This is a genomic window from Paenibacillus methanolicus (genome assembly GCF_008124765.1).
Lineage (GTDB): Bacteria > Bacillota > Bacilli > Paenibacillales > Paenibacillaceae > Paenibacillus_Z > Paenibacillus_Z methanolicus.
In genome coordinates this window covers 692,869-719,715 of sequence record NZ_VNHS01000002.1, presented here as the reverse complement: position 1 = coordinate 719,715, position 26,847 = coordinate 692,869, and the positions used below count along the sequence as shown (strand labels likewise).

General features: G+C 57.5%; 15 protein-coding genes. 13 read left to right on the top strand and 2 right to left on the bottom strand.

All coding sequences use genetic code 11. From position 1 onward, the window contains the following. Positions 1–81: 81 nt before the first annotated feature. From BCM02_RS08220 to BCM02_RS08200, 5 genes are all read left to right on the top strand, one after another. Positions 82–816, top strand: coding sequence for a YheC/YheD family protein (locus tag BCM02_RS08220; RefSeq protein ID WP_148928561.1), 735 nt, complete (start codon positions 82–84; stop codon positions 814–816). A gap of 548 nt (positions 817–1,364) precedes the next feature. Continuing rightward, positions 1,365–2,285 carry an ABC transporter permease gene (locus BCM02_RS08215; protein ID WP_148928560.1) on the top strand — a complete coding sequence of 307 codons (921 nt, stop codon included), beginning with the start codon at positions 1,365–1,367 and terminating at the stop codon, positions 2,283–2,285. 18 nt (positions 2,286–2,303) lie between these two features. Beyond that, positions 2,304–3,236, top strand: a complete 933-nt coding sequence (locus BCM02_RS08210) for a carbohydrate ABC transporter permease (protein ID WP_148928559.1) — start codon at positions 2,304–2,306, stop codon at positions 3,234–3,236. Positions 3,237–3,309: 73 nt separating this feature from the next. Then, a complete protein-coding gene (locus tag BCM02_RS08205; RefSeq protein ID WP_148928558.1) occupies positions 3,310–4,887 on the top strand; it encodes a DUF3502 domain-containing protein in 1,578 nt (525 codons plus the stop codon). A gap of 257 nt (positions 4,888–5,144) precedes the next feature. Beyond that, positions 5,145–9,437 (top strand): glycosyl hydrolase 53 family protein, encoded by a 4,293-nt coding sequence (locus tag BCM02_RS08200; RefSeq protein WP_148928557.1) that lies wholly within the window; start codon positions 5,145–5,147, stop codon positions 9,435–9,437. 517 nt (positions 9,438–9,954) lie between these two features. Here the strand turns inward: BCM02_RS08200 and BCM02_RS08195 are convergent. Next, on the bottom strand, positions 9,955–10,788 hold the full coding sequence (locus tag BCM02_RS08195; RefSeq protein WP_148928556.1) for a helix-turn-helix transcriptional regulator: 834 nt from the start codon (positions 10,786–10,788) through the stop codon (positions 9,955–9,957). A 134-nt stretch (positions 10,789–10,922) separates the two neighbouring features. Here BCM02_RS08195 and BCM02_RS08190 point away from each other — a divergent pair, with 134 nt between their 5' ends. Next, positions 10,923–12,980 carry a beta-galactosidase gene (locus BCM02_RS08190; RefSeq protein ID WP_148928555.1) on the top strand — a complete coding sequence of 686 codons (2,058 nt, stop codon included), beginning with the start codon at positions 10,923–10,925 and terminating at the stop codon, positions 12,978–12,980. 112 nt (positions 12,981–13,092) lie between these two features. After that, a complete protein-coding gene (locus BCM02_RS08185) occupies positions 13,093–14,595 on the top strand; it encodes an MATE family efflux transporter (RefSeq protein ID WP_187434068.1) in 1,503 nt (500 codons plus the stop codon). A gap of 471 nt (positions 14,596–15,066) precedes the next feature. On the opposite strand, the gene BCM02_RS08180 is transcribed toward BCM02_RS08185, so the two are convergent. Next, on the bottom strand, positions 15,067–16,692 hold the full coding sequence (locus BCM02_RS08180; protein WP_148928553.1) for a sensor domain-containing diguanylate cyclase: 1,626 nt from the start codon (positions 16,690–16,692) through the stop codon (positions 15,067–15,069). Between the two features lie 240 nt (positions 16,693–16,932). Here BCM02_RS08180 and BCM02_RS08175 point away from each other — a divergent pair, with 240 nt between their 5' ends. The 6 genes from BCM02_RS08175 (at position 16,933) to BCM02_RS08150 (ending at position 26,813) form a co-directional block, all read left to right on the top strand. Beyond that, positions 16,933–19,251, top strand: a complete 2,319-nt coding sequence (locus tag BCM02_RS08175) for an AraC family transcriptional regulator (RefSeq protein ID WP_148928552.1) — start codon at positions 16,933–16,935, stop codon at positions 19,249–19,251. Between the two features lie 1,373 nt (positions 19,252–20,624). Continuing rightward, the gene (locus BCM02_RS08170) at positions 20,625–21,611 is read left to right on the top strand and encodes an ABC transporter permease (protein ID WP_148928551.1); all 987 of its coding nucleotides are present in this window, start codon (positions 20,625–20,627) and stop codon (positions 21,609–21,611) included. A gap of 143 nt (positions 21,612–21,754) precedes the next feature. Continuing rightward, the gene (locus BCM02_RS08165; protein WP_425466156.1) at positions 21,755–22,492 is read left to right on the top strand and encodes a carbohydrate ABC transporter permease; all 738 of its coding nucleotides are present in this window, start codon (positions 21,755–21,757) and stop codon (positions 22,490–22,492) included. A 102-nt stretch (positions 22,493–22,594) separates the two neighbouring features. Further along, on the top strand, positions 22,595–24,175 hold the full coding sequence (locus BCM02_RS08160) for a type 2 periplasmic-binding domain-containing protein (protein ID WP_148928549.1): 1,581 nt from the start codon (positions 22,595–22,597) through the stop codon (positions 24,173–24,175). Positions 24,176–24,839: 664 nt separating this feature from the next. After that, positions 24,840–25,814: an ABC transporter ATP-binding protein gene (locus BCM02_RS08155; RefSeq protein WP_148928548.1), complete on the top strand. Its 975-nt coding sequence runs from the start codon at positions 24,840–24,842 to the stop codon at positions 25,812–25,814. Between the two features lie 15 nt (positions 25,815–25,829). After that, entirely contained in the window at positions 25,830–26,813 is a 984-nt protein-coding gene (locus BCM02_RS08150; RefSeq protein WP_148928547.1) for an ABC transporter ATP-binding protein, read from the top strand. The last annotated feature ends 34 nt before the right edge of the window (positions 26,814–26,847 follow it).

Sequence of the window (26,847 nt, the reverse complement as noted above, 5' to 3'; positions counted from 1 at the left end):
GCATAGGATAGCCTGAAGCAGCCTGCTTCAATATAGACCCGATAGCGCGCAAGGCGAACGTCGGGGGAAGAGGTGGAACGAGTGGCCGGGTATGTTTGGAGCAAATGGAAGAAAACCGCCGCGCTCCGCAAGGAGCCGCGCATCGCCCGCTGTATTCCGGAGACGGCGCGGATGCGCAAGTCGACGCTGAAGCGCATGCTGGACCGCTATGGCATGGTGTACGTCAAGCCGGAGAAGGGCATGTGGGGCAACGGCGTCATGCGGGTGGAACGTCTAGGCACCGCTTACCGGTACCAGCATGGTACGAAGGTGAAGGAACACGGTACTTACGATTCGTTCTATGCCGCTCTCTTGAGAGAGACGCGACAGCGCAAATATTTGGTCCAGCGGGGCATCAACCTGTTGAAATATAAAGGCCGGCGGTTCGATCTCCGCGTCATGGCCCAGTTCTCTCCGCGCGGAACGTGGGAGACGACCGGCATCATCGGCCGCGTCGCCGACAAGCGGAAGATCGTCACGAACGCCCATAACGGCGGCGAACTCGTCGCCGCGGAGCGGCTGCTTGCGCCGCATGCCAAGCAGGCGGACGCGAAGCTGAAGGCGCTGGCCGAGCTTGGCGTCTTGACCGGGCAGACGCTGCGGAGCGCGTTCCCCGGCGTGCATAAGGTGGGCCTCGACATCGCCATGGACGCCACGCTGAAGCCGTGGATCCTCGAGGTGAACACGATGCCGGATCCGTATTTGTTCCGGAAGCTGCCGGATAAGCGGATTTTTCAGAAAGTGATGCGGTATGAGAAGGCGTATCGGGCGCGGTAGACAAGTGGCGGTACGAGCCGGAATCGTTTAAACTGAGTAGGCTTCGAGCGTCCGAGGCCTACTCTTTTTTTAAAGGAGCCTATCGTATGTTACATAACTACTTGAGATATTTGCAGCTGCCTACATTCTATGAGGATTTTCAGGTTGAGCCCATGCCGGGCGGAAACTTACATATAAATGATATCCGGGAAACCTCCGCCACGTTGTCTTATTCGGTAAACGGTCGGCAATGCGTATCCATTCAACTGCGAACCTTTGACCATATTTACGAGGAGCTGTCTATTGATTCACCGCCTTTCAAAAACCGGAAACGATGAGCTAGGACAAGCTTCCGGCGGGATCGTCGAATCGATCATCCATGCGGCATCGCGGGTATTCCAACCCGCGGCGCCGTTTTTTTATCCCTCCCCACGCTAAACTAAACTTCCTTATCCCAAATCATTGTTTTTGTACTACTTTTAGTTGCCCCCCTCAATCTTGCCGAAAGCGCTCCCTCGCTATAATTGGTTTATACACACAGAGAGCAACGCACGAGAGGAGACTAACGGATGAACCGGAATGGACTATTGGGGGAAATCAGAAAGAACCGGGCGCTGCTGCTGATGCTCGCGCCGGCCGTACTGTTCTTCCTCGTATTCGCCTACGTGCCGATGGCGGGCATCGTGCTGGCGTTCAAGCAGTACAACCATACGGGCGGCGTCTTCGGCAGCCCCTGGAACGGATTGGACAACTTCCGATTCTTCTTCGAGTCCGGCAATGCCTGGCTCGTCACGCGGAACACCGCGCTTTATAATATCGCCTTCATTATCGTGAACAACGTACTGCAGATCACGGTCGCGATCCTGCTGTTCGAGGTGGCGGGCAAGTGGTTCCGCAAAATCGCGCAGTCGGTCATGTTCCTGCCATACTTCATCTCCTGGGTCGTCGTCGGCGCGATCGCGTACAACCTGTTCAACTATGACGTGGGCACGATCAACTCGATTCTGACGACGTTCGGCATGGAGCCGATAGACATTTATAACACGCCATCGTACTGGCCGGTCATTCTCGTCATCGTATCGGCATGGAAGACGCTCGGATACGGCACGGTGATGTACTTGGCGGCGATCACGAGCATCGATACGGAAATGTACGAAGCCGCGGAGATCGACGGGGCGAATATTTTCCAACGCATCTTCAAAGTAACGATCCCGAACCTGTACCCGACGATTATCATTCTGGTGCTGCTGGCGATCGGCAACATCTTCCGCGGCGACTTCGGCATGTTCTACAACATGGTCGGCAACAACGGCCTGCTGTTCTCGAACACGGACGTCATCGACACCTTCGTCTTCCGTTCCTTGACCACGTCCAACGAAATCGGACTGTCGGCGGCGGTCGGCTTCTATCAATCGATTCTCGGCTTCGCGACGATCATGCTCGCCAACTACGCGGTGCGCCGCTACGACAAAGACCGCGCATTGTTCTAACAGAAGGAGGAATAACACATGAGCGCATCCGCAACGCAAACAAGCAGCAAGGCGCAGACCGCCGGCAAACGGCGCGGTACCGACGTGCTGCTGCTCCAAATCATTGGCTATATCGTTATTACCGTGCTCGCCGTGTTCTGCTTCGTTCCGTTCCTGCTGGTCGTCTCATCCTCCTTCTCGGAGGAGCAGTCGATCATCGAGAATGGCTTCCAGCTTATCCCGACGACGTTCTCGACCGAAGCGTACAGCGTCCTGTTCAAATATCCGGAGCAGATGCTCCGCGCTTACGGCGTTACGATCGCGGTGACGGCCATCGGCACCGTGGCGGGCTTGTTCCTCACGGCGATGACGGCTTACGTCCTGCAGCGCAAAGACTTTAAGTGGCGCAACCAATTCTCGTTCTTCTTCTTCTTCACGACGCTGTTCAGCGGCGGCTTGGTGCCATGGTACCTGATGATCATCAAGTACCTGCATCTGAAAGACACGCTGCTCGTCCTGATTCTGCCGATGCTGCTGAACGTCTTCTACATCATCGTCATGAAATCGTTCATGAGCAGCATCCCGGAAGCGATCACGGAATCGGCCAAGATCGACGGCGCTGGCGACTTCCGTATCTTCATGCAGCTCATCCTGCCGCTGGCCAAGCCGGCGCTGGCGACGATCGGCCTGTTCATCGCGCTGGGCTACTGGAACGACTGGTACAACGCGCTCCTGTTCATCTCCAACGAGAACTTGATGCCGCTGCAATACTATTTGTACAAAATGCTCGGCAACATGGAAGGCATGCGCAAAGCGATGATGCAGTCCGGCGCGGTCGTGAACGTCAGCCTGCCGACGGAGAGTCTCAAGATGGCGATGACGCTCGTCGCGACAGGCCCGATTTTGCTCGCGTATCCGTTCATTCAGCGTTATTTCGTCCAAGGTCTGACGATCGGTTCGGTCAAGGGCTAACATTTGGATGACCCTGGGCACCGCCCGGTTATCATATACTACACTTATCTACATTTTTAGGGGGAAGCGGTTCATGCAAACCAAGAAAAGATCAGCGATTCTGTTGCTGACCATCATCATGATGTTATCCATTGTGCTCACCGCTTGCGGAGGCAACAACAATACCGCAGGGACGAATAACCAAGCGGCGAACAACGGCGCTGCGAACGGCGCGGCGAATGCCGGCGCTTCGGATACGAGCGAAGAAGCGACGATCAAAATGCTGCTCGTCGGCGGCAAGCCGGCGGATTACGACCAAGTATTCGGCGAGCTCAACAAGCTGGTTAAAGAGAAAATCAACGCGACGGTCGAAGCCGAGTTCCTCGACTGGGCGGACTGGTCGCAGAAATACCCGCTGAAATTCGCGGCGAACGAAGATTTCGACATCGTCTACACGGCGAACTGGGCGTTCTACAACGACCAATCGCTCAAAGGCGGCTTCCTGGAGCTGACCGAAGATCTGCTGTCCAAGTATGCGCCGCAAACTTGGGCCAATATGCCGAAGGTCGCTTGGGATCAAGCGAAAGTCGGCGGCAAGCTGTTCATGGTACCGAACAACAACGTGGAAATTACGGACAAAGTCGTCCTGATCCGCGAAGATCTGCGCAAGAAATACAATCTGGAGCCGGTTACGAGCCCAGAGACGTATGCAGCGTACGTCAAAGCGATCGCGGCGAACGAGAAAGGCATCAACGCGTTCCAAGCGAAAGCGGCCGACGGCTGGAAATGGCATGAGCTCGACCAAATCATGCTCGAGCAGCAAAACGAGTGGAACCTGGTCGACTACAACTTCCCGCTCGCGTACAAAATGGACGACGCAACGGGCAAAGTGTTCAACGTCTACGACACGCCGGAATTCAAGCAATTGCTCGCGTATTACAAAGATCTGGCAGACAACAACGGCTGGTCCCGCAACGTAGTCAGCAACAAGAACGACGTATGGCAAGATATTAAAGCAGGCAAAGCGGCTTCCTACGCGCAAAACATCGGTACCGTTGCGGCCAACATCATGGAAGCGACGCGCGAGAACGTCGGCATCGAACTGGCCATCGCGGACCTGACGCCGGACAAGAAGAAAATCAGCGCGATCTCCACGCAGAACGGCCTGGCGATCCACGCGACGAGCAAGAACGTCGAGCGTTCTCTGATGCTGATCGACCTGCTCCAGAATGACAAGCAAATCCATGACCTCTCCATGTACGGCATTGCCGGCACGCACTATGAGGCGGTAGGCGAAGACAAATACAATGCGGGTCCAAGCGCGGCGAACTACTCGCCATCGGGCTTCTCCGCATGGGGCTGGAACTCGGCGCTGAACCGTCAAGACGCGGCGTATCCGAAAGTGGCGGACGACATGTTCAACACGTGGACGAGCAAAGTGTATCACTTCCCGCTCGAAACGTTCGTGTTCGATGACTCCAAAGTGAAAAACGAAGTGGCGAACATCGGCAACGTCATGCTCCGCTACGCGATTCCGCTCGAATACGGCTTGATCAAAGACCTGGACAAAGGCCAAGCCGACCTGATCGCGCAGCTGAAATCGGCGGGCATCGACAAGGTGCAAACCGAGCTGCAAGCTCAAATCGACGCGTTCCTCGCGGCGCAAAAGTAAGCGGCAATTGAAGAACGGAAGGCTGTCCCGCAACGAAAGTTCGGGACAGCTTTTTTCAAAAGCAAAGTAGATGGAACATATTGGGATCATGATGAGAGAGACCGAAACGTAACGACATGCCGTTTGACCCACCTACGGTTGCATACGCAACCCAAATCGCTTAGGCGAAAGCGCCTTTATTTTTAGCTTTTGCGATAGCGCTTACATATTGGGGGGCGGATCAGCGGCGACATTTTATTAACGAAGGAGTGGCTCAAATGCGTCGAGGTAGAAAGCATTTCGCACTGATCATGTCCTTGCTCCTCGCATGGGGAAGCATGGTATGGACCGCGCAGCCGGCCCAAGCGGCCGATGTTAATTTGGCGCAAGGGAAGACAGTTACGGCAAGCGGAGAAGATACGCAATGGGGGAATGTCAAAGAGAAGGCGGTCGATGGCGATCCGGGCACGCAATGGAGCGCGCCTAGCGCGATTCCGGCAGGCGGGACGCACTGGCTGCAGGTCGATCTCGGCCAGGCTTATTCGCTGGCGGGCACGGAGATTACGTGGAAGGATGCCGATAAGAACGTCAAATACAAAATCGAGGTGTCCGCGAACGGCACCGATTGGACGACGGCGGCCGATCGATCGAACAACGAAACAGCGGCTACGGTGGCCATGGATACATTCGAGCAAACCGGCATTCGCTACGTGAAGGTGTCCATCTCGTACTACGCCGGCAGCGGCTGGTGGGCGGGCATCAAGGAACTGAAGATTCGTGAGCTGGTCGACGGTCATGCGCCTAGCGCGATTACCGGCTACGATCCGGTTGCGCTGACGACCAAAGTCGGCATCGCGCCTGTGCTTCCTGCCAAAGTAACCGCTCGTTATGCGAACGGCACAAGCGGTGAAGTGGACGTCGCTTGGAACAGCGTAAACGCAGACCAGTATGCAGTGTCGGGCAGCTTTACGGTAGCCGGAACGGTTGAAGGCGCATCGGTTCAATCTTCCGCTACTGTTGATGTATCCTGGTACCGGGATGATTTTGTACGCGGCGTCGATATCTCGACATTGACCGCCATCGAAGATAACGGCGGCCGATATTTCGACGAGAACGGGACGGAGCGGGATCTGCTGGACATTCTGAAGGACCGCGGCGTCAACTACGTCCGTCTGCGGCAGTGGAATAACCCGACGAAGTCCGATGGCTACAACGATCTTGACGATGTAGTTCGGATGGCCGCGCGCGTGAAGGCGAAAGGGATGAAGCTGCTCGTCGATTTCCATTACTCCGACGATTGGGCGCATCCGGGCCAGCAGGTTCGTCCTGCGGCATGGAAGGATTATAATTTTGATCAGCTGAAGCAAGCGGTTTATGATTACACATTCGAAACGTTGACGGAATTGAAGAAAGTAAACGCGCTGCCCGATATGGTTCAGATCGGCAATGAGATCAATTCCGGCGTCCTGACCGGGCTCGGCGGTTCGGTCAACTTCAACGAGCAGGTTCAGCTGCTCAACAGCGGCTCCGAGGCGGTCCGCAAGTTCGAGACAGACGGCAACAAGATTCAGATCATGATCCACTTGGCCGAGGGTGGCCAAAACGGCACGTTCCGCAATTTCTTCGACGGCATAAGCGGGATGACGGCAGGCGTTACCGGCAAAGTCGATTACGACGTCATCGGGCTCTCGTATTATCCTTTCTGGCACGGCACGCTCGAAGCGGTCCAGAGCAATATGGACGACATTTCGAAACGCTACGACAAAGACGTTATTATCGCCGAAACCTCGTATCCGTTCTCGTATAAGGATGGCGACGCGCACGGCAACATCATCGATTCCGATGCGAAACTGGTCGGCGGCGCGATCTGGCCAGCTACCGTACAGGGTCAATATGACGCGATGAAGAAAATGATGGAGCTGCTTGCTTCCGTTCCCGACGATAAAGGAGCCGGATTCTTCTACTGGGAACCGGCCTGGATTCCGGCGAACGTTGGCTGGATCGCCTCCGAAGGCGATGCATGGGAGAATCAATCGATGTTCGACTACGATTCGTATCCGGAGAATGGCGGTTATGCTTATAAGGGCTACGCACTGAACTCGCTTGACGTGTACAAAGTCGGTATGGCGCAGTCCCCGGCGAATCGGATGGAGCTTGCTCGCGTCATTGCGAAGGCGAAGGCGCTCAAGGCGGAAGACTTTACGACGGCCAGCTGGCCGACGCTGGCGCCGGCGATCGCGGCTGCGGAAGCGGTCCATGCGAAAGCAAATGCTGCAACGGGACTGACGCAGCTGGAAGCCGATTCGGCCGCGGCGGCCTTGACGTCCGCGATCGACTCGCTCGACGTCATCCTGGCGGTGAAGACGACGCTCGCTGCCGCCATCGATGAAGCGGAAGCGTTGAACGAGGCTGACTGGACGGCGCAGACGTGGAGCGTACTGTCGTCGGCGCTCGAGACGGCGAAGAAGGTCTTCGCCAGCGTGAAGTCGACACAGACGGACGTGAACGAGGCGACGGCAACCTTGAATGCGGCGATCGATCAGTTATCCAATGTAGACAAGACGGCGCTGAATGCGTTGCTCGCCAATATCAGCAAGCTGAGCGGCTCCGATTACGTCGGCTCGACCTGGCAGTCGCTCCAAACGGCGTTAACGTCCGCCATCGCGGTACAAGCGAAAGCGGATGCCACTCAAGCGGAAGTGGATGCGGCTCTGAGCGCCTTGGAAGCGGCCAAGACGGCCCTCCTACCGCTCGTCGACTTGACGGAAGCCGAAGGCGTCGTGGCGACCTCATCATCGAGCGCGGGCAGCGGCGGCGGTCAAGACAATTCCCCGGAAGGCGCGATCGACGTGAATCCGAACACGTCATGGGGAACGGACCAAGGCGTGGGCAGCTGGTGGAGCGTTGATCTCGGCAAGCCGGCGCTCGTGAAGAAAGTCGCGATGAACCTGTGGTCCGGCATGAAGAAATTCAAAATCGAGGTATCGCAGGACGGCGAGACTTACACCGTAGCAGCAGACACGACGAACGATGTCATCGATCAATCTTCGGTCGTCTTGCCGGCTAATACGATGGCCAGATATATCAAGGTCACGGTGACGAACGGCGGCGACTGGGTTGGATTCATGGATTTCAGCGCAACGGGCCTGTTCCTGACGAACAAGACGGCGCTCGAAGCGGAAATCGCGAAGGCCGATGCGCTGCTGCAGAGCGCCTACACGAGCGACAGCTGGGCGAAGCTTGCGACCGCCCTCCAAGCGGCGAAGAGCATCGCGACGAGCCAAGAGGTCGTGCAGGATCAAGTGGACGGCGCAGCCGCGAAGCTGAAGACGGCGATGGCCTCGTTGGTTGCGGGACAGACATCTTCCGGTTCCGTTCCGGTGAGCGTGCCAGCTGCGCCATCCGTAACGGTCGATGGCTCGCACGTGAAGGTAACCGCGACCGGCAAGCCGGACGCGGAAGGCAAGGTGAGCGTCGAGCTTGGCGCGAACAACCTGCCGAAAGCCGCGGAAGGCGATAACAAGCGCATTGCCATCGCGATCGAGCTGCCTGCCGGAGCCAAAGGAGCGGAAGTCTCGCTGCCGGCGGACTGGATGGCGAATCTAACGCAGAAAGAAGTGAAGGCCGTCGAGGTTGCGATCGGCGACGTCCGGGTCAGTCTGGCTCCGTCTCTCCTGGAAGCGGCGCCAAGTCTGACTGGCAAGCCGGTAGAACTCTCGGTAGCGCAGGTCAACACGGAGACCCTGACTGCGGAAGCGCGCAGCTTGGTCGGCGATCGTCCGGTCTACGACTTCCATCTGTCCGTGGACGGCAAGAAACTCGAATGGAAAGGCAGCAAAATCGAAGTGGGCATGCCATACACGCTGAAGACTGGCGAGCGCGCGGATCAGCTGGCCGTATACTATGTCAACGAGCAAGGCGGCGTCGAAGCGGTCCGTCAAGTCCGCTACGATGAAGCGACGTCTACGCTTTATTTCTTACCGGAGCACTTCAGCCGGTATGCGGCCGCATATGCCGACCTGACCTTCAAGGACACGGCGGCTCATCCATGGGCGCAGACGGCCATCGCGGCGCTGGCGGCCAAAGGCATCGTCCAAGGCGTGAGCGCGGAAGCGTTCCAGCCAAGCGGACAAGTGACGCGGGCGGCCTTCCTGCACATGCTCGTGCAAGCAATGGGCAGCTCCGCCGTAGGCCAACCGAGCAAGTTCTCGGATGTAAAAGACGGTCAATGGTATACCGCATCCATTGCCGCCTCCGAGGCGCTCGGCATCGCCAAAGGCAAGCCGAACGGCACGTTCGGCGTGAACGACGCGATCACAAGAGAAGAGATGGCGGTACTGCTCCACCGCGCCATCCAAGCATCCGGCGCCAAGCCGGCCGCAGGAACGGCGACTAGCTTCACCGACGAAGCCAACATCTCCTCCTTCGCCCGCGAAGCGGTCACGGCCGTCCAGGCGCTAGGACTCATGAACGGCACAACCGGCGGTAAGTTCACGCCGCAAGCAACCGCAACCCGCGCCGAAGCGGCCGTGGTGATCCATCGGTTGATGGGCATGTTGTATGGGGAATAAGGTTGTAAAGCGTTCAGGAACATAAGCGAAACAACAAAAGCGTGGACCCGAGAGGGTTCACGCTTTTTACGTAGAGCGTGTCCGCGCAAGCGGACGTAAGCGAAGGTCAGCACTCTGTCTGCAAAGGGGAGCGGCTACCATGAACTGAAGCCTTGTCCGCCAGGACAAAAGCGTGCCATACACGAAACCAATCGCCAACCGCGCCCAACCGCGTTTCTCGAAAAGCGGGTGTCCAGAGGGCGGCAGCCCTTGGGGCCCCCTCGGCAATGCTGTCAGGTTAAGGAAAACCGTCCACTGAAGCCACCTGTGGCCAATAGTTGACAGGCTTGTGTCGTAGGACTTACTTCAACACCTACTGAAGCTTTGTCCGCTAGGACAAAAGCGTGCCAACACGGACGCCACCGCCAACCGCGAACAAACGTGTCAGCACGAAGAAGGGTGTCCAGAGGGCGAAGTCCTTTGGTTCCCCTCAGCGGAGGGGGAAGGGGGAGGTGAATTTATGGGTGTCCAGAGGGCGCTAGCCCTTATATTGTTTAGGCGTCTTCCCATAAGTCCGCTTAAACATCCGTATAAAGTAACTCGTCTCCATCCCGATCAGCTCGGCGACCTTCTCGACCGAGATGCCGGGCTGCTCCTCGAACAGCTGGACCGATCGGCGCATGCGCAGCTGGAGAATATATTGCTGCGGCGTAACGCCGAAGCTTTCGACGAACAGCCGGTGGAAGTGCTGCACGGAATAGCCGGCGGCGCGGGCGACGTTGGCCAGGAGCAAACGTTCATTATAATGGTCGTGAATGAGCTTGACGGCCGTCTGAAGCGCGGCGTTCGATTGGCCGGCCGGATAGACGTTCTTGGCCGGACGCTTCCCGGCGGTCTGCCCCTCCAAGGCGGAGAGCAGCAGACCGTACATCCGTTTGGACGATTCCCAGTAAGCTTGCTCGCCGTTCAAGCTGATCAAGTGCCACAACGATTCCAGCTGGCTCCATAGATCATTGAAGTTCGGCGCGGGGAGGACGGTTGTCACTAGATGCGCCATCTGATGCAGCAGCGGCGCGGCCGCGGATCCGTCGAAGGCGACGAAGCCCAAATCCCACGATTCGTCCGAACGGTCGGGATAATACTCGTGCGGCACCCCGGCTGGCAGAATTAGCAGCGTGCCGGGCGTCATTCTAAGATCCCCAAGCCCAGCGATGCGGAAGACGCCTCTGCCGCTGCGCGAGAGGAGGATTTGGTGGGCCGTGTAGCCGTCCGGCCGGTCCAGATGCTTCTGGGCATGGCTGCCGACGCAGGTGACGTAGAGCGGAAGAAGTTGCTCGAGATTGGCGAATTCCGCCAGCAGGAATGGCATCATCAGGAAGTCAGTCCGCCTTCCATGTTAAGATCGAACGATTTTTTGAAACATCTGTTCTATGAGTATAGAACGATTTCATTCTATAATCAAAATCAGATAAGCGGATATGACGATAATGCGAGGAGCGATCGAAGATGACGACCAAATTTGCCCCGATTAGCGATAAACTGACCGTGCTCATGCACGGCGCCGACTATAATCCCGACCAATGGCTGCACGATCCGAAGGTGCTGGAGGAAGACATCCGGCTCATGAAGCTGGCCGGCTGTAACGTCATGGCCGTCGGCATTTTCTCTTGGGCCGCATTCGAGCCGACCGAAGGCAACTTCACGTTCGAATGGATGGACAAGGTGCTCGACTCGTTCGCGGCGAACGGCATCTACGCATGGCTGGCGACGCCGAGCGGCGCGCGTCCGGCATGGATGAGCGCCAAGTATCCGGAGGTGCTCCGCACGGAAGCGAACCGCGTGCGCAACCTGCACGGCATGCGGCATAACCACTGCAACACGTCGCCGGTATATCGCGAGAAGACCGCGATCATCAACGGCAAGCTCGCGGAGCGCTACGGCAACCATCCGGCCGTGCTCGGCTGGCATATCTCGAACGAGTTCGGCGGCGACTGCCATTGCGACTACTGCCAAGAAGCGTTCCGTCAATGGCTGCAGAAGAAATACGGCTCGCTGGATGCGCTCAACAGCGCTTGGTGGACGACGTTCTGGGCGCACACGTACACCGATTGGAGCCAAGTGGAATCGCCCGCTCCGCACGGCGAGAACATGGTACACGGCCACAATCTCGACTGGCGCCGTTTCGTGACGGACCAGACGGTTGACTTCTGCCGCCACGAGATCGAATCGGTGCGAGGCGTGAATCCGTCGCTGCCGGCGACGACGAACATGCACATGATCGAAGGGCTCGACTACCGCAAATTCGCGGAAGTGCTGGACGTGATCTCCTGGGATGCTTACCCGACGTGGCACGAGCAAGTGGACGACAGCCAGCTGGGCGCATCGGTCGCGTTCTATCACGACCTGTACCGCTCGCTGAAGCACAAGCCTTTCTTGCTCATGGAGAGCACGCCGAGCTTGACGAACTGGCAGCCGGTCAGCAAGCTGAAGCAGCCGGGCATGCACCAGCTGTCGTCGCTGCAGGCGATCGCGCACGGTTCGGATTCGGTGCAGTACTTCCAGTGGCGCAAAAGCCGCGGCTCGAGCGAGAAATTCCACGGCGCGGTCGTCGACCATGTCGGCCACGAGCATACGCGCGTATTCCAAGATGTCGCGACGCTCGGCCAGACGATGAAGGATATCTCGGATGTCGTCGGCACGGTGACGCCTTCTCAGACCGCGATTCTCTTCGACTGGGACAACCGCTGGGCAATCAAGGATTCGCAAGGCCCGCGGAATATGGGGATCAAATACGAAGAAACCGTCTACGCGCATCATCGCGCGCTGTGGGAGCAAGGCGTGGCGACCGACATCATCGGCTCCGAGCAGGATTTCGCGGGCTACAAGCTGATCGTGGCGCCGATGCTCTACCTGTGCCGCGAGGAGACGGGTCGCAAGCTGGAGCAGTTCGTCGAGCAGGGCGGCACGCTCGTGGCCACGTACTGGTCGGGCGTCGTCGACGAGCACGACCTGTGCCACCTCGGCGGCTTCCCGGGTCCGCTTCGCAAGACGCTCGGCATCTGGGCGGAGGAGATTGAAGGTCTGTACGACCATGACCGCAACGGCGTCGCGCTGGCGGAAGGCAATGCGCTCGGCCTGCAAGGCGAATTCGAATCGGGCGAAATTTGCGAGCTGATCCACGCGGAAGCCGCGGAAGTGCTCGGCACCTATACGGGCAGCTTCTACGCGGGACGTCCGGCGCTGACGCTGAATCGGTTCGGTCAAGGCCGCGCCTATCACATGGCGACGCGGCTGAAAGACGATTTCCTCGGCGCGTTCTACAAGCGGATCGTGGACGAAGCGGGCGTTGCGCGCGCAATCGATACGGAATTGCCGGCTGGCGTCACGGCTCAAGTGCGCACGGACGGCGAGACGGAATTCGTCTTCCTGATGAACTTCAGCGGGGCGGAGCAGCAGGTTGAACTCGATGCGCGCGGCTACCGCGACATGGAGAGCGGCGAGCCGGCCGAGCAATCGGTGGCGCTGCCGGTCAACGGCATTCGTCTGCTGACGCGGCAAGCCTAAAGCTTCATCGCACATGACAAGCCGGGGCGCTGCGCTCCGGCTTGTTTTTGCGGCGCAGCGCGATGGGGACTGCGCTGCTTCAAACCGAAACGGAAAGAAAGTGAAGCCGCAAATGAAACGCACAAATTTAGGGCAGGAGAGAGAGCTCGGACAACTAGAAGGCGTCTCTTCCCCCGAACACCGTTCTTCGGATGCCTCAACCGGAACGTCAGGTTCATCTTCAGTCGGAGCCGCCGATGATCGCGAAGCCGCCAAGCTCGGCTTATGGCGCTTGTCCTGGCCGATCGGCATCGAGCTGATGCTGCAATTTCTAATGGGCACCGTCGATACGCTCATGGTGAGCCGGATCGGCGACAACGCGGTGTCCGCCGTCGGCGTCTCGAATCAAATTTTGCAGGCGGCGATGATGCTGTTTACGGTCGTCAACGCGGGCGCGGGCGCCATTCTGGCCCGGATGTGGGGCGCGCGGCAATGGGACAAAGCCCGCAAGACGGCGGCGATCGCGATCCAGGTGAATATCGCGTTCGGGCTTGCTGGCGGGGCGTTCTTCGCTTTCGGCTCCGGCTGGGTGCTGCGGCTGATGGGCGTGCCCGGAGAGGTACGCGGCTACGCGAGCGACTACCTGGCTATCGTCGGCACGGCGCTGATCGTCATCACGCTGCATCTCGTCGTGAACGCCTTGATCCGCAATACGGGCAACACCAAAGGGCCGATGGTCATTACCGTCGCCATGAACGGAATGCATCTGCTGCTCAACTACGCCCTCATCTTCGGCGCGGGCTCCATTCCCGCGATAGGTGTCGAAGGATCGGCGCTCTCCACCGTGATCAGTCGGCTAGCCGCGCTGGCGGCGGCGCTCTTCGTCCTGTGGCGAACGTTTCGGCCGCGCTTGGGTCGGGCGGATTTTCGCGGCGCGGGCCGCGGACTTATGCGGGAAATACTCGCCATCGGTCTGCCGGTTTCCGTAACGGCGATGTCGTGGGGCTTCTCTCAGCTTGTGCTGCTTGCCGTCATTTCGTCGCTCGGACCGGTTCCGCTCGCGGCGTACACTTACTTGCAGACGGTCGAGCAGTTCCCGTGGATGATCGCGTCGGCGGTCGGCGGCGCGCTGGCGATTCAGATCGGCCATTGGCACGGAGCCGGTTTGCATGAACGCGTGAGGCGCGGGCCTTTGCGGGCGATTCAAGCCGGCACGCTTCTTATCCTCGTCTCATCGGCGGGGCTCTGGCTGGCAGGGGAGCCGGTCTTGCGTCTATTCACGGGAGATGAGGCGGTCATTGCCGCATCGCTGCCGTTGCTCGCGTTATGCATCGCGTGGCAGGCGCTGCGAGTCATTCCTTTCTGCCTCTCTGGCGCCTTGAACGTGGTAGGCGGCGCTCGGCCGGTGGCGGCGATGTCCGTTATCGGCATGTGGTTCGTCTCGACGGGCGGGGCTTATGCGTTCGGCGCGGCGTTCGGCTGGGGGCTGAAGGGCGTGCTATTGGCCATGATACTGGACGAGATCGCGCGCGGCGTTTGCTTCGCGTTTTTATGGGTGCGGCGATATCGGAAGAGGATTGACACGGAACATATGTTCTCTTATAGTAAAAATGAAGAGTATTCCACGACGTCGTAAGATCGAATAAATTTGGGCTGGAGCAGCTCGGACAACGCATCAGGTCGTTGGCCGGCGAAATTCGGGTTGTACGCTTACGAACCGCCCTTCGGACCCGGACAGGATTTCGCGTACACGGCCGGGTTCGAAGCAGAGGAAGTGCCCGACGCGCTGCCGGAAGGCATGGTCCAATAGCGGCTCCCGGGCGGCGAGGCGGTCGTCGTAAGCTTCCGGGGCAAGCCGGCCGAATACGGTCAGGCGTGGATTATTTCCATCTGGTCTGGTTTTACGTCTCAGCAGACGTACGACGTCGTGGACGATTACGAGTTCGAGCGGCTGGACGAGTTTGCAGGCGAAGAGGATGGGATGTCGGTATTCGAACTCCATATTCCGCTGGAGCGTCGAACGTAGGACGCCGTCGAGCGCTGAGGGTCACGGCGGACGTCAAAGAGACTTGCCTTGCGGCAATGGACCGCGGGCAAGTCTTTTTGGTTATTCCCCAATCTCCGGCTGCGTAACCGTCTCCGCCGCTTCCTTCGAAATCGCCACGACCGTCCGGTTGCGTCCATTCTGTTTGGCTGCGTACATAGCCCGGTCGGCCGCGTCGATCAGCGCTTCCATCGATTCGGCATGGCACGGATATTCGGCAATGCCCATGGAGATCGTCACGTTACGGCCGATCGGCGTCGCCATCCGTTCGACCTTTCTGCGAATCCGCTCGGCCTGGGCGAACGCTTCGTTCGCATGCAAGCCCGGGAAGAGGAGGACGAATTCCTCGCCGCCGTACCGGCAGCAAATATCGCTGCGGCGGACGGACTGGCTCAATACGTGCGCGAGCGACTTTAGCACCTCGTCCCCCGTTGGATGGCCGAACGTGTCATTGACGGATTTGAAGTGATCGATGTCCAGAATGACGATGGAGAAACGCAAGCGCGCCTCGAACCAGCCTTCCATGATGTCTGTCATCGTGCGGCGGTTTTTCAGTTCGGTTAGCGGATCTGTGGAAGCCTCGCGGATGAGCTGCGTGTTGTTTTTGCGCATTTCCTCCATCGCGAAGATGACCGTCTTGGTCAGCAGCTCCGCCTCGCGGTTCCAGTGGGGCTTCGTATGCGCGATCGGCGCATAGGTACCCTCGGACATCTGCTTGACCGTGTCCGCAAGCGAGACGAATGGATGAGCCAGCTTGCGCGCGATGAAGACGACGGCCAGCAGCAGAAGCAGGAACGGCGCGAGCATGTAGAGCACCTGCTGGCGAAGATTGGCGGTAAGCTTCTCATGCACCGCGGCAACGGGCGTCTGTTGGACGACCCCCCAACGGTTTTGGTGAACGGATACATAGGCCGCCAGCATCGGAATCCCTTTGGTATTCGTCACTTGCTGCTTGCCGTTCAGTCCATCCCGCAGTTTATGGACAACGGGATTGGTATCGGTGTTGTCCCCGATCCGGGCATGGTCGGGGTGATACAGAATACGTCCGTCCGGCCCGGTGACATAGAAGTAGGAGCCGGTTTCGTCCACGACGTTGTTGCCGAGAATTTCGTATAGTATGTTGCTTTCCTGCAAGTAGATCGAACCGATCAATATGCCGCGGTATTCGCCGGCCCGATCGTACACCGGCTCCGTCAGCATAACGATTAAGCGGCCGCTCGGGGCAATATAAGGCTCGGAGGAATAGGGACGTCTAAGGTCGAGAGCGACCTTCGTCAATCCCGTATTGACCGTCTTGCCCTTGAGACCGACGCTGATCGGCGCGATGCTGTGCACGTAGCCGGTCTCGTCAACCCAGGTCAGCGAGTTGAAATAACGGCTCGTCGTCCGGATCAGCTCCAGTTCGGTCTGGATATCGCCGACTTCGAAATTGTCCGTGCCGGAGACGTATTCGGCCGTCGTCTTCAGGCTGCCGCGCATTGCCGTGAACAAGGAGTCGATCGTGCCGGCGATCTTGTGGGCGTTCGAGTAGTTGAGCGTCAAAGTCGTATCGATTAACGTGTCTTTCTCGGATTGGTACGAAGCGATCAGCTGAATAAGCAGCGCGGACAGAACGGCCGTCGCGACCAGCAGCGTCAATACCGCGGCCAGCCGGATGCCTCGCGTCTGAAGTTTGGGCAGAAGAGACATGCTCGCACATCCTAAACCGAATTTTTCATTGTCGACTATATTCGACAAAATGGGCGAATATCCTTTAATGCTTTCGTGGGTAAAAGTACCACGCAGAGGCGCCGATTTTCGCTTCGGGAACGGAAGCGCGGCGGCGTCTTTCGCGTCTTTTTTTGCTGCCGCGCAAGGGTATGAAGGAGGAGGACATGTACGCTATAATAGAGAAGATAGCCTAGACGTACATCTAGAGAGGGTGTCCCCATGTCGAAGTTCGCTCGCTTCCTGCCGCCTATCCGAATATTTCGTCCGAAACGCGATCTTCTCATGCGGCGGATGATTACCATTTCGATATTAGCCTCGGTTTTGCCGATCATATTCGTGGGCATCTTCAGCTACCTGTATTCATCCTCCACGATCAAACGCGAAGTGAGCGAATCGAACATCCGCTTGCTCAGCAATGCTTCCGCCACGATCGACCAGACGCTCGACCGGGTGCAGAACAACGCGATGCAATTGATGTTAAGCTCCTTCTTTTCCTCCGACTTGCAGGAATTGCGGGACGAGAATTATGCCTCCTTCTATTCCGGCATCTTTCAGAATCTGTCCGCGTTCCAAAGCGCCAATCAGGAAATTCGCGATATCGCCATGTATACGTGGGCGGACAGCTATATTCAGTCTCCGACGTTCGGCGGCGTTCGGGTGGACGCAACGGATCAAATCCGGCAATTATATGATGAATTAAGCGGCGAGGTTCGCTTTAAGTGGACGACCGAATCGTATCCATTCTTGCCATCGCCCAAGCCTTCGGAGGTGACGCTCGTACTGCGGGCGCCGCTGCAGACGGGTGCGGCCGTCGGCTTGATTTTTATCCGCATCGACGACGCTCAGTTCCGCACGATGATCGAGAAGTTCCGCACGTATGAGGGAGAACGGATCTTCATTTTCGGCGCGGATGGAACCATTATTGCCCATGTCGGGTCCGAACAGCCGCCCGAGCCGTTATATAAGAAGGTTCACGCGCAGGCGGAATCCGAACAAAGTTTCATCTACGAGTGGGACGGCGTCGATTATCAGGTTACGCCGATCAAGTCGGCCTTCAACGGTTGGACGTACACCGATATGATCCCGGTTCAGCAATTAAACAAGCAGGCGAACGGCATCGCATATATTACGCTGGCGATCGTCGTCTTCTTCCTGCTGCTTGGGGTCGTCATCTCCTCGCTCGGCACGCGCAAAGCTTATCAGCCGGTCGCCAGCCTCCTGACGCTCGTGCGCGGCGGGAAGGAAAGCGAAGGCATTCAGGATGAGATGGGCTACGTCAGCCGGAGGTGGAAGGAGCTCAGCGAGCAGGCGGTACAGCTAGAGGATTTGGTCAACCGCCAAATTCCGATCATTCGCGAGAGCTTCGCGCTTCAGCTGCTGCAGGGGCACTTCTCCCACTATTCCGAGCCGCAGCTGGCGCAAGTGTTCCAACGTTACAATATTCCGGCGTTCCGCCGGCACCGCGTTCTCCTCGTGGCGTACGATCCGTCGCGAGACGGGGAGAAGCGGTTCACGGAGAAGGACAAGGACCTCATCGTCTTCACGATCAAGAACATGGCGATGGATACGATCGCCGCGGAGGAGACCGGCCTGGACGGCATCGTCATTCAGCTGTTGGACGACCAGGTGGCGATCTGGCTCATGAACGACGAGGGCGAGGAGAGCAAGTGGCGCGAAGGAACCGAGGCGGCCGCCGAGCTCATGCGCGAGCGCTTCGCCAGTTACCTCAAAGTGCCGATCACGATCGGACTAAGCGAGATCGCGGACTCCGTCGCCGCCCTGCCTCAGCTGTACCAGGAGGCGGTGCTCGCGGTTCGATCCCGCTTCCTCGTCGGCAGCGGCAAGCTGATCAGCAGCTCCGACCGGTCGTATCCGAATATTCAGTACCGCTACCCGGTCGAGATCGAAGCGCAGATCGAGAACTCGCTGCAGCTGGGCGATTTGGCGGAGGCGCGGCGCATGTTGGATGAGTTCTCCCGCGCGCTCGCCCCGAACGTCAATCGGCCGGAACTCATCCGGATGACGTACCAGCAGCTGCTGACGACGCTGTTGCGCATGGCGTATTTGCTTGGCATCCAGTCGGATCAGCTATTCGCCCACGATTCGAACCCGTACGATGAGATGATTCGCCATACGACGGCCCAGGAATTGCACGACTGGATCGACGCGCGGCTGTTGACGCCGATTGCTTCCTCGGTGCAAGGCAGCCAAAGCCAGGCGTACGAGCATGTGGTCGATCAGGTGGTGCGCTATTTGGACGAGCATTATGCCACGGACGTGTCGCTGGATCAATGCGCGCAAATGTGCGAAATCAGTTCGCATTATTTGAGCAAACTGTTCAAGAAAAAGATGGGCATATCGTTCATCGAATATTTGACCGGCATCCGGGTCGACCAGGCGAAGCGATACTTGACCGAGACCGATCTGCCCGTGAACGTCATCTCCGAGAAGGTCGGCTATCAGCCGAAAAACTTCATCCGCGTCTTCAAGAAACAAGTCGGCGTCACGCCCGGCCAGTACCGGGAATCGGCTTCTTAGGGTTTCCTCCCCCTCCTCCGAGGGGAACCAAAGGGCTTTGCCCAAGCCTATGCTTCCGAAGTGCGTTTTCCTTTGAAAACGCTCAGGACTCCCTTTTTCGTGCTGGCGCACTTGTTCGCGGTCGGCGATTGGGTTTGAGCGGAGCACGCTTCTGTCCTGACGGACAAAGCTTCAGTGGGTGTTGAAGTCCGTCCTAAGACACAAGACTGTCAACTATAGGTCACGGTTGGCTTCAGTGGAGGTTTTTCCTTAACCTGACAGCATTGCCCTCCGATGAGGGGAACCACAGGGCTTTGCCCTAGCGTATGCTTCCGAAGTGCGTTTTCCTTTGTAAACGCTCAGGACTCCAGCTTTCGTACTGGTTCGCTTGTTCGCGGTCGGCGGGTTGCTTCGAGCTGGTACGCTTTTGGCCTGACGGACAAAGCTTCAGTGGGATTTCCCTATGAGAAGATATAAATTCTTTACTGTCGAAAAAGAGTCCGCAGCGCGGGCTCTTTTCGTGTTGGTTTGCGTCGCTTCGAGAGCAGAGGAAGGGGCGGTTTGATTTCCGGCAAGAAGCGCGCCAAAGAAGTGTGCTAATGAGGGGGAGGTACATTTTTCACCACATGCTCGGGATCAAGCAAAAAAAGCGACCTGAAGGGGAGTAGAACTCAAAGTAAGATTTGTCCACCAATTTTTGCTCATCCGCAGCCTTCCGCTCCGTCAATAGCGACTATGTCGTTATTGCTCATCCTCATGCCGTCCACACGGCCAATAGCGACGCCTGCATCGTTATTACTCATCCGATCGCCATCCACGCCGTCAATAACGACGCCTGTGTCGTTATTGCAACTCCGAATGCCGTCCATGAGGGCCGCACGAATGCCACCGCTTACCACCAACCCAACATGCCCGCAAGAAACCGGGAGTCCAGAGGGCAGCGCTTCAGTGGTTTCCGACGGAAAGCGCGCTTCGGAAGCATTAGCTTGGAGCCTCCTCGGCGGAGGAGGTGGGAGGAGGGTAGTTGTGCGGTCCAGAGGGCAAATCCCTCGGCTCCCGGAGGGACCTCAGAGGATCTTTTTTTGCCAAAAGGCGCTTAGAGGTCTAACGCCCGCGCGACATGCGGTGTCATCTTTTACTCTAAATGGGGTCCAAGGGGCGGAGACGCCCCAAAAAGGGATGCCCATTTCTCGTTTTTTGCCTGCCATACCGGCAAATCTTGCGACACCTGGCGTCCGCAAAGCCTTGCTGCGGCGGGATGTTAGCATCCTCGCCCGATGCGTGCAGATCCGCTCAAATAATGGTCATTGCGGCGTTTCTTGGCGGCGCGATACGATGCAGACATCACAAGGAGCGAGCGATTCCGGCTCGTCCAATAGCGGAGGGATGCTCAGTTGTCGTTACCAATCGAACGTGTGCAGGAAGGAGCCGCCTATCTTCCGTCGCAAGCGAAGCCCGGGAGCAAGCCGGGGGCGCTGCACGAGTGGAAGAAGGCATTCAAGCGGGACAAATATTTGTACCTGCTCGCCGTTCCCGGTCTGCTGTTCTTCTTAGTCTTCAAGTATTTTCCGATGTGGGGCCTCAGCTTAGCATTTCAGAATTACTCGCCGTTCCTTGGCTTCTGGGACAGCGAATGGGTAGGGTTCAAGTATTTCGCGGAGTTCTTCAGCAATCCGGACTTCATGATTCTATTCCGCAACACGATGGCGATCAGCCTGCTGAACATCGTCTTCTTCTTCCCGATTCCGATTATATTGGCGCTGCTCCTGAACGAGGTTCGGCTTATGGTGTTCAAGCGGATCGTGCAGACGATCGTGTACCTGCCGCACTTCCTGTCGTGGGTCGTCATCGCGGGGATTTGCTTCCTGCTCTTCGGCCAGGCGGACGGGATCGTCAACAAGCTGATCGAGCAGTTCGGCGGCAAGCCGGTCGCGTTCCTGATCGAACCGAACTACTTCTGGGGCATGCTGACGGCGCAGAGCATATGGAAGGAAGCCGGCTGGGGCACGATCATTTTCCTCGCGGCGCTCTCGGGCATCAACCAAGACTTATATGAGGCAGCTCGCATCGACGGGGCCAATCGCTGGAACCAAATGCGTTACATTACGATTCCGGGCATCAAGAGCACGATCATCGTTCTGCTCATCCTGCGGCTAGGACAAGTGATGGACGTCGGCTTCGAGCAAATTTACTTGATGATGAGCGGACCGGTCGCCCATGTCGCGGACGTCTTCGATACGTACGTGTACCGGGTCGGCATTCAGCAAGGCCGTTTCGGCTACGCGACGGTCGCGGGTATTTTCAAATCGGTCGTCGGTCTGATCCTCGTCGTCCTGACGAACCGGCTGGCCAAGAAATTCGGAGAGGAGGGTCTCTACTGAACCGCATTCACGAAGGCGCGAAGAGCGTCACATTCCTCACGTATCTCATTCTGACGCTGGTTGGTCTGGCGACCTTCCTGCCGTTCCTGTACGTCATTCTCGTCTCGTTCACCGATCCGGTCGAATACGGCAGCAAGTCGTTCGTGCTCATCCCGCAGACGTGGAGTCTCGCGTCGTACGAATACATTTTGTCGACCAAAACGTTCCTCCGTTCCATGGGCATCAGCGGCATTCTCGCCGTCGGCGGCACGCTGCTCTCCCTGATCGTCACGAGCTCGCTCGCTTACGTCCTCTCCAGAAGGCGGCTGAAAGGCAGGAAGTTCATCCTGTTCGCGATTCTGATCACGATGTTGTTCAACCCGGGCATGATCCCGAACTATCTGCTCATCGACAAGCTCGGGCTGATGGACTCGATCTGGGCGCTTATTCTGCCGTCGCTAACCAGCGCGTGGTATGTGTTCCTGATGCGCAACTTCTACATGGAAGTGCCCGACGAGCTGGAGGAAGCGGCCAAGATCGACGGCTGCTCGGACATCGGCGTCTACTTCCGCATCATGATTCCGGTCTCGGCGTCGGCCATGGCGGCGTTCGGCTTGTTCTTCGCGGTGGCCTACTGGAACACGTATTTCGCCGGCGTGCTCTACATCAACTCCGACGCGCTCCGTCCGATGCAGGTCATTCTGCAGTTGATGCTCGTCCAATCCTCGACGCAGGTCGCCGATCCTTCGGTGGCGCAGATGCTCGGCAGCGAACAGGTCATGCCGCCGCAGGTGATCAAGATGGCCGCGGTCGTCATCTCGTCGATTCCGATCGTCGTCGTCTATCCGTTCCTGCAGAAATATTTCACGCAAGGCATGATGGTGGGCTCTGTTAAAGGCTAGTCCGCCTGCCCTATACTTGAGAGGTGGTGGTATCCGGTACATTGTGGGGCAACACGACGGTAGAGGGTCAAAATCATGTACGAATACCAGGGAGGTCATTCCATGAAAAAGCTTCACACTCGTCTTGCGGTCTGCGTCGTCTGCGCCGCTATGCTGACAACGCTCGCCGCATGCGGCGGCAATAATACTAACGGCGGCAATAGCGCGGCATCGAACGCGGGAACGAACAGCGGATCGAACGCAGGGGCTAACGCCGGCAAAGAAGAGACAAAAGCCGAGCCGACCGATATTACGATCACGACGATCACGTTCGCGGAATCGCCGCCGAACGATCTGGAAGCGATCAAGCAGATCAACGAGAAGCTGAATATCAACCTGAAGGTCAATTATATCCCGGCGAACAACATCACCGAGAAGCTGACGGCGCTGCTCGCGGGCAACAACCTGACGGACGTCATGTTCGTCGAGGACCTCAATCTGACGCCGACATACGCCAATGCGATCGACCAGGGCGCTTTCTGGGATTTGACGGACTTCATTAAGGATTATCCGAACCTCGCCGCGTATCCGGAGAACATCTGGAGCAACGTGAAATACAAAGGCAAAATCATGTCGCTGCCGCGCGTTCGTCCGCTCAACGGCCAATCCGCGCTCATGTTCCGCCAGGACTGGCTCGACAAACTCGGCCTAAAGGCGCCGTCGACGATGGAAGAACTCGACAAGGTGCTGACCGCGTTCACGCAGAACGACCCGGACGGCAACGGCAAGAATGACACCTACGGCGCCGTATTCATGGGCTCCCCGAATCCGAATCTGCCGTACTATATGTTCGGCACGGGCACGAACTGGAAGGACGACGGAAGCGGCGCGCTCATTCCGGACTGGTGGACGCCGCAATTCAAGGACAACCTGGCGTTCTTCAGCGAAGAGTTCAAGAAGGGCAACATCATCCCGGATATGCCGGTACTAAAGAGCGTGCAAGTCAAGGAAAACATCCTGCAGAACAAAGCGGGCATGTGGTACGGCAACGTCAACGACGGCTGGAACTTCCAGTTCGAGTTGAACAAGACGAACAAGGACGCCGTCATCAAGGCGTATCCGTTCCCGGCCGCGGCGGACGGCAAAACGTACTACAACGAAGCGCCGGGCTTCTACGGCCAGCTGTTCGTCAGCAAGAAAGTCAGCGAAGAGAAGCTGAAGAAAATTCTGGAGTTCTACGACTACACGGCGACCAAAGAAGGCTACGATCTGATTTCGTACGGCATCAAGGACAAAGATTACACGGTGGACGAAGCGGGCTTCATTACGCAGACGGACGCAGGCAAAGCGGCCGGTTACGGTCAAACGAACCAAATGCTCTCCGGCTACTTTAACGAGTATGGCCGCGCGGAAGCGGCGGGCATGCCGGCCGACGTGCGCGAGTACAACCACCAGCTCGTCGATTCCATCAAGCCGAATGCGGTCGCGGATCCGACGTACGGCCTGCCGGCGACGGACGGCTTCAAGGAGAGAGGCGCGGACTGGAACAAGAAGCGCTTCGACATGATCGTGAACGTCATCATCGGCCAGAGCAGCCTTGAAGATTGGGACAAGTTCGTCGAGACGTTCAAGAACGACGCCAACTTCAAGAAGCACGTCGAAGACACGAACGCGATGTACAAAGAGAAAACGAGCCAGCAATAAGACGGCAAAGCACCTTTCATTTTCGAATGAAGGGTGCTTTTTTGGTTGCCGTCGTTAAGTCGGAGGATCCTAAACTACGATGGCGGAATTTCCAATTTAAGGGAGAATGGAGTAGTCCGAGCATCGCGACACTTAGTTACAACAAGATCCTAATATTCCCTGTAAGTAGGAGATTCAGTGTCAGCTAATCCGTCACCTTTACTCGGGCACCGTGCTGCCGTCTCAACGTCAAACGCTTTCAATTGACATGAACGAGCAGGTGAAGGTGGATATGAATGGAAAGACGGAGAAGATTCGAGCAGATCGGCGTCAATTGTGGAAATCCCTAAATTTGTAAGCGTTATTATGCAGGACATTATTATAAAAATACAAATTAGACGAGCTGTTTTGCGAGATAAGTGCTTTGTTTTTCTTTATGTAATTTAATTCCATATTCATAACGATGAATAATTATTAATAAATATGTATAACGAGAATAATGTTATTTAATATCACATAATTCATGAAAAAAATGAATTGACATAACTTTTAGTCTATTAATATACTGTTAATACGCAAAAATTAGAAATTAATACCGAATTGAGTCGTGATATATTACATAATTTAGTTTTTTGCAGGTGTCTTCATAGTTTACATAGAGTTGACACGTTATAGGGGGTAGAAAATGGGTCAGACGTTACTCGAAATTGCCAACTTGCAGACTCATTTTAAGACGGACCGGGGCGTCATTCCCGCCGTCGACGGCGTCGATCTGACGATCCGCAAAGGCGAGATCGTCGGCATCGTCGGGGAATCCGGCTGCGGCAAGAGCGTCACTTCGCTCTCGATCATGCAGCTGCTGCCCAAGCCGGTCGGCAGCATCGCGGGCGGCTCGATCCGGTTCAAGGACGAAGATATCGCGAAGGCCGGCGAGAGCCGGATGCGCCGAATTCGCGGCGAAGAGATCTCGATGATTTTCCAGGAGCCGATGACTTCGCTCAATCCGCTCCTTACGATCGGCGACCAGATCGCCGAGACGCTGCGCATTCATCGCAAGATCAGCAAGAAAGACGCGAAGGCGCACGCCGTGGCGATGCTGAAGAAAGTCGGGATTCCGCGCGCCGAACAGATCGTCAATGAATATCCGCATCGTCTGTCGGGCGGCATGCGGCAGCGCGTTATGATCGCCATCGCGCTCTGCTGCGAGCCGGAGCTGCTCATCGCGGACGAGCCGACGACGGCGCTCGACGTGACGATCCAGGCGCAAATTCTCGATTTGATGAAGAAGCTGAACGAGGAGACGGGCACCGCGATCCTGATGATTACCCACGATCTGGGCGTCGTCGCGGAGATGTGCCAGCGCGTCGTCGTCATGTACGCGGGCAAAGTGGTGGAGGAAGGCACGGTGGAGGAAGTATTCCGCAACCCGCAGCATCCTTACACCAAAGGGCTCATTCGCTCCATCCCGCGCATGGAAGACGATGTTCGCAGATTGTACTCCATCAAGGGCAGCGTGCCGCTCCCGGGGACGATCAAGCAGGGCTGCCGGTTCGCGCCGCGCTGCGAATTCGCCATGGACCGCTGCGCCGCCGAGCTTCCGGAGCTGGTACAGTCGGGCGAGGAAGCGGGACACCGGTCCCGCTGCTGGCTGAACGGGTAGAGAGGGGACGAGCACATGACACAGAACTTACTGGAAGTAAACGAATTGTCCACTTACTATCCGATTCGCAAAGGACTCATGCAGCGGGAGGTTGGGCAAGTCAAGGCGGTCGACGGCGTTTCGTTCGCGGTGAAAGAAGGAGAGTCCTTCGGTATCGTGGGCGAGAGCGGCTGCGGCAAATCGACGACGGGGCGGTCGCTGCTGCGATTGATCGAGCCGACGGCGGGACAAGTATTGTTCCAAGGCGAGGACGTGACGAAGCTCTCTAGGGAAGAGATGCGCCGCAAGCGCAGGGAGATGCAGATCATTTTCCAAGACCCGTTCGCTTCGCTTAATCCGCGGCACAAGGTTCGCAAAATCCTGGAGGAGCCGCTGATCGTTCACGGCATCGGCGATGCGAAGGAGCGCAAGAAGCTGGTTGAGGAGCTGATCGTCACGGTCGGCCTCAACGTCTCGCAGCTGGACCGCTATCCGCATCAATTCTCCGGCGGCCAGCGTCAGCGGATCGCGATCGCCAAGGCGCTCATGCTGAAGCCGAAGCTCATCGTCGCGGACGAGCCGGTGTCGGCGCTCGACGTATCGATCCAATCCCAGATTCTTAATCTGATGCAGGATCTGCAGGAAAGCTTCAAGCTGACGTACGTCTTCATCGCCCATGATCTTAGCGTCGTGAAGCACTTCTGCGACCGGGTCGCGGTCATGTACTTGGGACGCATCGTGGAGATCGCGGACAAGCATTCGCTCTACCGGGATCCGCAGCATCCGTACACCCAGGCGCTTTTATCCGCTGCTCCGTCACCGGAGCCGGGCGCCGCGAAGGAACGCATTTTGCTTCAGGGCGAAGTGCCGAGCCCCGCGAACGTGCCGGCAGGCTGCGTGTTCAATACCCGCTGCCCGGCCGCGACCGACCGGTGCCGCACCGAGCGTCCCGTGCTTCAACAGACGGGCGACGATCATTTCGTGGCTTGTCATCTCTATCCCGCCGCAGGGCAAGGATGAGATCGCGCAATCATACATAGCGACATCATATTAA

Bases quoted from the DNA above. Each gene is read 5' to 3' on its own strand.
- BCM02_RS08190 (WP_148928555.1), top strand. From the start codon at position 10,923: ATGACGACCAAATTTGCCCCGATTAGCGATAAACTGACCGTGCTCATG.
- BCM02_RS08210 (WP_148928559.1), top strand. From the start codon at position 2,304: ATGAGCGCATCCGCAACGCAAACAAGCAGCAAGGCGCAGACCGCCGGC.
- BCM02_RS08160 (WP_148928549.1), top strand. From the start codon at position 22,595: ATGAAAAAGCTTCACACTCGTCTTGCGGTCTGCGTCGTCTGCGCCGCT.
- BCM02_RS08180 (WP_148928553.1), bottom strand. From the start codon at position 16,692: ATGTCTCTTCTGCCCAAACTTCAGACGCGAGGCATCCGGCTGGCCGCG.
- BCM02_RS08175 (WP_148928552.1), top strand. From the start codon at position 16,933: ATGTCGAAGTTCGCTCGCTTCCTGCCGCCTATCCGAATATTTCGTCCG.
- BCM02_RS08150 (WP_148928547.1), top strand. From the start codon at position 25,830: ATGACACAGAACTTACTGGAAGTAAACGAATTGTCCACTTACTATCCG.
- BCM02_RS08185 (WP_187434068.1), top strand. From the start codon at position 13,093: ATGAAACGCACAAATTTAGGGCAGGAGAGAGAGCTCGGACAACTAGAA.
- BCM02_RS08195 (WP_148928556.1), bottom strand. From the start codon at position 10,788: ATGATGCCATTCCTGCTGGCGGAATTCGCCAATCTCGAGCAACTTCTT.
- BCM02_RS08205 (WP_148928558.1), top strand. From the start codon at position 3,310: ATGCAAACCAAGAAAAGATCAGCGATTCTGTTGCTGACCATCATCATG.
- BCM02_RS08200 (WP_148928557.1), top strand. From the start codon at position 5,145: ATGCGTCGAGGTAGAAAGCATTTCGCACTGATCATGTCCTTGCTCCTC.
- BCM02_RS08155 (WP_148928548.1), top strand. From the start codon at position 24,840: ATGGGTCAGACGTTACTCGAAATTGCCAACTTGCAGACTCATTTTAAG.
- BCM02_RS08215 (WP_148928560.1), top strand. From the start codon at position 1,365: ATGAACCGGAATGGACTATTGGGGGAAATCAGAAAGAACCGGGCGCTG.